7 protein-coding genes and 2 rRNA genes are annotated in these 6584 nt (G+C 66.6%); 1 reads left to right on the forward strand and 8 read right to left on the reverse strand.

What is annotated here, in order from left to right; translation table 11 throughout:
- Positions 1-331, forward strand: a 331-nt coding sequence (locus QOH60_RS05665; RefSeq protein ID WP_526418002.1) for an IS1634 family transposase, incomplete at its 5' end; no start/stop codon positions are given.
- A gap of 83 nt (positions 332-414) precedes the next feature.
- Here the strand turns inward: QOH60_RS05665 and recN are convergent.
- The 8 genes from recN to QOH60_RS05705 form a co-directional block, all read right to left on the reverse strand.
- Positions 415-2166 carry a DNA repair protein RecN gene (recN, locus tag QOH60_RS05670; protein WP_526418004.1) on the reverse strand — a complete coding sequence of 584 codons (1752 nt, stop codon included), beginning with the start codon at positions 2164-2166 and terminating at the stop codon, positions 415-417.
- Positions 2167-3105, reverse strand: a complete 939-nt coding sequence (locus QOH60_RS05675) for an NAD kinase (protein ID WP_526418006.1) — start codon at positions 3103-3105, stop codon at positions 2167-2169.
- Positions 3102-3908, reverse strand: a complete 807-nt coding sequence (locus QOH60_RS05680) for a TlyA family RNA methyltransferase (RefSeq protein WP_526418008.1) — start codon at positions 3906-3908, stop codon at positions 3102-3104. Before QOH60_RS05680 ends, QOH60_RS05675 begins: the two co-directional genes overlap by 4 nt.
- Before the next feature lie 6 nt (positions 3909-3914).
- A complete protein-coding gene (locus QOH60_RS05685; protein ID WP_526418010.1) occupies positions 3915-4085 on the reverse strand; it encodes a hypothetical protein in 171 nt (56 codons plus the stop codon).
- Positions 4082-5119 carry an HAD-IIA family hydrolase gene (locus QOH60_RS05690; protein ID WP_526418012.1) on the reverse strand — a complete coding sequence of 346 codons (1038 nt, stop codon included), beginning with the start codon at positions 5117-5119 and terminating at the stop codon, positions 4082-4084. Before QOH60_RS05690 ends, QOH60_RS05685 begins: the two co-directional genes overlap by 4 nt.
- A 1-nt stretch (position 5120) precedes the next feature.
- Positions 5121-5918, reverse strand: coding sequence for a tetratricopeptide repeat protein (locus tag QOH60_RS05695; RefSeq protein WP_526418014.1), 798 nt, complete (start codon positions 5916-5918; stop codon positions 5121-5123).
- A 144-nt stretch (positions 5919-6062) separates the two neighbouring features.
- Positions 6063-6176 (reverse strand): 5S ribosomal RNA (gene rrf, locus QOH60_RS05700).
- 93 nt (positions 6177-6269) lie between these two features.
- Positions 6270-6584 (reverse strand): 23S ribosomal RNA (locus QOH60_RS05705); the annotation flags it as partial.

The raw sequence follows: 6584 nt of genomic DNA on the forward strand, positions 1-6584 counted from the left end.
GCCCGCCGACTTCGTCATCGGCGCCTACCACCAGCTGTGGCGCATCGAGAAGGCCTTCCGGATGTCCAAGCACGACCTTCGGGCCCGCCCGATCTACCACCACACCCGCGAATCCATCGAAGCGCACTTGACGATCGTGTTCGCTGCGATGGCAGTCAGTCACTACATCGAGACCCAAACTGGTTGGAGCATAAAGAAATTCGTCCGCACCGCTCGACGCTACCGCACCGTCCAGATCAAAGCCGGCCGACAAATCCTCACCGCCGCCGACCCGCTACCCGACGACCTCCGCGCGGCGCTCGCCACCATCAACGACACTAAAATGTCCTAAGTCAGGTCACACACGCAACCCCGCGAGCAGACACAGAATCGCACCCGCGGCACCGAATGTGTGCGAGTTTGCGTCTGCTCGCGCTAGTGCTGCGCCTCCCCCGACGCGGTGTCCAGCAGTTCGCGGGCATGTGCGCGCGCGGTGTCGGACTCGCCGAGACCGGCGAGCATCCGCGCGAGTTCGCCCACGCGCCCGTCGTCGTCGAGTTTGCGGACCACGCTCGTCCCGTTGCGACCGCCGGTGTCGACCACGAGATGGACGTCGGCGTAGGCCGCCACTTGCGGTAGGTGCGTCACGACGATCACCTGGTGCGTCCGGGCCAGCCGCGCCAACCGTCTGCCGATCTGCACCGCCGCTCGCCCGCCCACGCCCGCGTCGACCTCGTCGAACACCATCGTGGTGCCCTGGTCGGAGGCGGCCAGCACGACCTCCAGGGCCAGCATCAAGCGAGACAGTTCGCCGCCCGAGGCGCTCTTGTTGACCGGAAGCACCCCGGCGCCCTTGTGCGCGGCGAAGCCGAACTCGACCGCGTCCGTCCCCGACGACCCCGCATGTGCGGTCACCCCGGCAGCCACGACAAGCGGCGCGGAGTCGTCCGGCCGGGCCAGCATCGGTGCGACCGTGATCGTGAACTCGGCGTCGGCCATCGCGAGGCCGGAAAGTTCCGCGGTGACCGCTTTGGACAGCGCCTTGGCAGCCTTGATACGTACCTTGGTGAGATCGTCGGCCGCCGCGGCGGCCTTGGCCGCCAGCTCGTCGACGGTGCGCGACAACGCGGCCAGCGCGTCCTCGGAGACGTCGACCTGGGTCAGTCGCTCGCGGGCCTGCTCCGCCCAGGCGAGCACGCCGTCGACATCAGCCGCATATTTGCGCGTGAGCGTGCGCAGCTGCGCTTGCCGCGCCAGCTTTGACTCCAACGCATTTGCGTCGCTTGGCAGTTCGTCGAGAAACGACGTGAGTTCGCTTCCGACATCCGTCATCAGGGTCAGCGCCTCTGACAGTTGTGCGGCGAGCGCCAGCAGTGCGTGGTCGTCGGTGGCTTCAAGCGCCGACTTCGCCTGCCCGACGAGCGCGGTCGCCGCTCCTTCCGTATCGCCGGCTTCCTCTGACGCGCCGGTCAGGGCTGCCCGGGCCGTCTGGGCCGCCTCGCGCAGGGCATCGAGTTCCGACAGCCGGTGAATGTCGGCGACGATCGCGTTGTCCTCGCTAGGCAGTGGGTCGACGGACGATATCTCGTCGATCGCGAACTTGAGCCGGTCGGCTTCCTGCGCGAGCTCGCGCGCCCTTTCGGTCCGTTCGGCGAGGTCGCTGCGGGCCTGCAGCCAGTCGTTGCGCAGCTTGCGGTAGCGGTCGACCTTCGCAGCCACGCCGCTGTACCGATCGAGCGCCGCCCGCTGCTCGTCTGGACGCATCAACCGGAGTTGGTCGTTCTGCCCGTGCAGCGTCAGCAGTTGCGTGGTGAACGCGCTGAGCGACTTCGCAGGCACACTTCGGCCGCCGAGATAAGCGCGCGACCGTCCGTCGCTTGTCACCGACCGGCTGGCGATGATGCTGCCGTCCTCGTCGCGGTCGGCGCCGCAGGAGTCGAGGATCTCAGCGATCTGCGAGGCCCCGGCGATTTCTGCGGTGCTGAATCTGCCCTCGGCCACCGCGCGGTCTGCTCCGGTGCGGACGCGAGCCGGGTCTGCTCGGGCACCGCCAAGCAGATGCAGGCCGGTCACGACCATCGTTTTCCCCGTGCCGGTTTCGCCTGTCAATACCGTGAGGCCACGGTCGAACTCCGCGACCGCAGAGCCGATCGCGCCCAACGACTCGATCCGGATCTCGGAGAGCACTCAGCCGTCCGCCGTGGTCGGTCCCCGCCAACCGGTGACGGGCAGCCTGAATTTATGGACCAGACGGTCTGCGAACGGTGCGCTGTCCAGCCGGACCCACCGCACGGGCGTAGCGCAGCGGGTCACTTCGACACGCCCCCCGGCAGGCACCAGAATCTGCCGGCGCCCGTCACACACCACCATGGCGTCGTTGCCGCCGGCTTCGACCTCAACCGCGATGGACGCGGCCGGACTGGTCACCATCGGCCGGGAGAACAGTGCATGAGCGTTGTTGGGCACCACCAGGATTGCCTCAAGCTCGGGCCACAGGATCGGGCCTCCGGCGGAGAATGTGTACGCCGTCGAGCCGGTGGGCGTGGACACCAGCACCCCGTCGCAGCCGAACGATGACACCGGCCGTCCGTCGATCTCGAGAACTACGCCGAGCACCCCGAGATGAATGCCCTTCTCGAGGCTGGCCTCGTTGATCGCCCAGCCACGGTCGACGACCTCACCGTCGACGTGAACCGAAATATCAAGGGTCATACGATCTTCGACACGGTAGTTGCGTGCAACAACGTGCTCGAGAACCTGGTCGATCGCTTCAGCCTCAGCTTCCGCGAGGAAGCCGATACGTCCGAGGTTGACCCCAAGCACCGGAATCGACGCGTTTCGCGCCAGCTCGGCGCCTCGCAGGAACGTACCGTCTCCGCCGAGGACGAGCACGAGCTCGCATCCTTCGGCCGCCTGCGGATCGGGTTCGACGACCTCGACATCCGCACCGAGAGCCTTCATCGCGGGGGGATCGATATACGGCCGACCGCTGTCGACGGCTTCAGCGGCTAACACTCGCAGCCTGATTCCGTTGTCGCCCAGAACTTTCTGCACCCGCCGGGCGGTGTCGGTTGACTCGTCGCGGCCGGTATGGACGACAAGCAGCACAGTGCGTTCCGCGTTCACTGTGGCCCCTCGGCGACCGCACGCGCGACGGTGGATTCGAGTGCGTCTCCGCTCAGCGCTCGATCGGTGTGCGAACGCAGATGCAGAAAGTACTCGACGTTGCCCGACGGTCCCGGCAACGGGCTTGCCACCACGGCCACTGGATGCCACCCGGCGGCGGACGCATGCTGGCCGACGGCCAGCACCGCGCCCGCACGCAGCTGCGGGTCCGTCACCACACCACCGGCACCGACCTGTTCCCTGCCGACCTCGAACTGCGGCTTCACCATTGGAACGATATCGGCGTCCCCCGACGCGCAGGACATTAGCGCCGGCAACACCGTCGTGAGCGAGATGAACGACAGATCGGCCACCACCACATCGACGGGGCCGCCGATGTCATCGGCGCTCAGATCACGAACATTCGTGCGCTCCAGGACCGTCACTCGCGGATCGGAGCGCAGAGACCACGCCAGTTGGCCGTACCCGACATCGGCAGCAACGACCTCCCGGGCTCCGCGGTCGAGGAGGACCTCGGTGAAGCCTCCGGTCGACGCGCCGGCGTCGAGGCATCGCTTGTTGGCCACGTCGAGCTGGAAGGCATCAAGCGCGCCGATCAGCTTGTGCGCGCCGCGTGACACCCAGCTTCGTTCCCCGGCTGCGACCGTCAGCTGGGAGGTGACAGCGACAGCGGTGGCAGCCTTCGCGGCGGGCATCCCGTCGATCTGCACACGTCCGGCGTCGATGAGCTGCGCGGCCTGCTGGCGGGAACGCGCCAGGCCGCGCCTCACCAGTTCGACGTCAACGCGAGCGCGCCGGGCCACGATTTCTCAGCCCTTCTCCACCGACTCCAGGGCACGGACTAGGGCCTCATGTGCCTCCTCGAGGCGCGCGGCGACGGCATCGATGTCCACAGCGTCGACATCGGGTGACGACAGGTCCGGCAGGGGGGCCAGCAATTGAGCGACTTCACCGCGAATGTGATCAGGATCGGTAGTCATGGCGTACTAACGCTATCCGATGTGAGCGCTCCCGCTGTGACCGCGCGCTCCAACGCATCCCGCGCCGCGTCGTCACCCGCGGAGAGTGGCCTGCGCCGTGGCGTCTGCTCTTCGCTCCACACCGCGTCCGCGATTGCGCGCACGACGGCCAGCCCGTCGTCGTCCTGCGTCTGTCCGGTTGCGGTCACGGTGATTTCCGTCGGCCCGGCCGCTACCCGCCACCCCGGCTGCGGCGTGACCCGCAGCCGCTCGGGAGGATCGAGCAGGCCACGCATGTCGTGCGCCATGTAGGTGGCACGCTGCTGCGCCGACGCGAATATCGCGTCGTCTGCGGTGCTGACACCGGTGAACACCATCAAACTTGGGAGCGCGGCCGCCTGGGCGCCCGCTATGTCGGTGTCGAGTCGGTCCCCGACCACGAGTGGGGCGCGGAACTGACTGCGGCTCAGTGCATCTCGGAAGAGAGTGGGTTCTGGTTTCCCGGCCACCTTTGGTTCAGAGCCGGTGGCGACGCGCAAGGCTGCCACCATCGACCCGTTGCCGGGCAGCAGCCCGCGCTCTGACGGCAAGGTGACGTCGACGTTGGCCGCGACCCACATCGCACCGCCGCGGATAGCCAGCCCCGCCTCAGCGAGATCAGCCCAGCACGTGTGCGGTGAATGCCCTTGCACCACTGCTTCCGGTTCGTCGGACCATTGCCGCACGGGCCGCAGGCCGACCGCCGCGACCTCTGCAGCTAACGCATCGGTACCGACGATCAGCACCGCCGCGCCAGGCGCGAGTTGCGACGCGAGCAGGCGTGCGGCCGTCTGCGCACTGGTGACGACATCGGCGGGTTTGGCCGTGAACCCGAGTTCGCGCAGGTGATCGGCGACTTCGGCGGCGCTTCGTGACGCGTTGTTGGTGATGTACAGGACCTCGGCGTCGACGCCGGCGAGCGTTTCTACCGCACCGACCGTGGGTTCGGCGCCGCGAAACAGCGTGCCGTCAAGGTCGAGCAGCAGGCAATCATGCTGAGCGGCAAGGGTTGTCATGTCACGCAAGATCGGCGACTCGGTCTTCGGCGTCCGTCACGCCATCGACGTCGGCCGCGGCTGCCCGCAGAAACCATTGCACGGCCTCCTCGCTGCGGCCCATTGCGAGCAACGTGTCGGCGTAGGCGTAGGACAACCGTGCGGCCGTCGGTCCCGTGCGTTTGGGGTCGATCGGCGGACTCGACAACGTCGCAAGTGCTTGGTCGAGTTGCCCCAGATCGGCTCGTGCGCCAGCCAGCACGATGCGCAGCTCATCGGCGTCGTCGCCGGTGAGTTCTGCGGCCTCGGGACCACGGGCGAGCTCGATCGCACGCTCGGACCGTCCGACGCCGCGCTCGCAGTCGGCGATCAGGGGCAGCAGAACCGACTTGCTGCCCATCCGCCGCGCCGCGCGCAGTTCGGCCAGCGCCTGAGCCCAATCACCGCAGTGGTAAGCGGCGATGCCGACTGCCTCGCGCACTGCGGCGATCCGGCCTGATCGGGCACGCGCGGCCCGGGCATGCGCCAGGGCGGCCTCCGGGTCTTCGTCGAGAAGTTCGCCTGCCGCGACGAGGTGCTTGGCGACCATGTCGGCGTTGACGCGGTCCAATGTGGTGAGTTCTCGGCGGATTTCGGGCGACAGCTGTTTCGCGTCGATCTCCGCCGGCAGTGCCGGTTCGTCGCGCCTCTTGTCGTTGGCGGCCGGTTCCGGAGCGCCCTGCGGCTGGCGGGGTCGCGCTCGACCCGGCCCGGACCATGAATTCGGCGCTCGGTGACCTGTCTTGCTTGGCGGCTTGGCTCGCCCTCTGTCGTCGACCACTGGCGCCTTTCTCTTTGTCCAAACCGAGGATAGCCGACGACCGGTTCTCGGATACTTTGGTATCGAATTGATAATGAGCGCGTAATTTGCGCGGTTAAATGGAAAATGCCCCCGACTTTTGGTCGGGGGCATTTTCTAATGTGTGTTCGGCGGTGTCCTACTTTTCCACCCGGGTTGGGTAGTATCATCGGCGCTGGCAGGCTTAGCTTCCGGGTTCGGGATGGGTCCGGGCGTTTCCCTGTCGCTGTGTTCGCCGTAACTTTATTTTGTTTTCATTGTTGGAAATTGGTGTTTTGGTGGTGGGGTGTGGGCACGGTTGTGCCGTTGTGTTTGTGTTGGTGTGGTTGCGGTGTGGGTAAGTTTTCGGCCGGTTAGTGCCAGTTCCCTGTGCCCATTGCTGGGTGTGTAGGTCTGGTCTATTGATCCCGTGGTCTGCGGGGGGCCTTATCCCACTTGATGGGTGAGAAGCCTGGTCTTGGAGGGGGTTTCCCGCTTAGATGCTTTCAGCGGTTATCCTGTCCGAACGTAGCTATCCAGCCGTGCCCCTGGTGGGACAACTGGTAGACCAGAGGTTCGTCCGTCCCGGTCCTCTCGTACTAGGGACAGGTTTCCTCAAGCTTCTGACGCGCGCGGCGGATAGAGACCGAACTGTCTCACGACGTTCTA

The organism is Mycobacterium sp., from assembly GCF_032159765.1.
Lineage (GTDB): Bacteria > Actinomycetota > Actinomycetes > Mycobacteriales > Mycobacteriaceae > Mycobacterium.

What these genes read in the sequence shown, in the direction of transcription:
- QOH60_RS05685 (WP_526418010.1), bottom strand. Translation starts at nt 4,085, where the DNA reads ATGACTACCGATCCTGATCACATTCGCGGTGAAGTCGCTCAATTGCTG.
- QOH60_RS05690 (WP_526418012.1), bottom strand. Translation starts at nt 5,119, where the DNA reads ATGACAACCCTTGCCGCTCAGCATGATTGCCTGCTGCTCGACCTTGAC.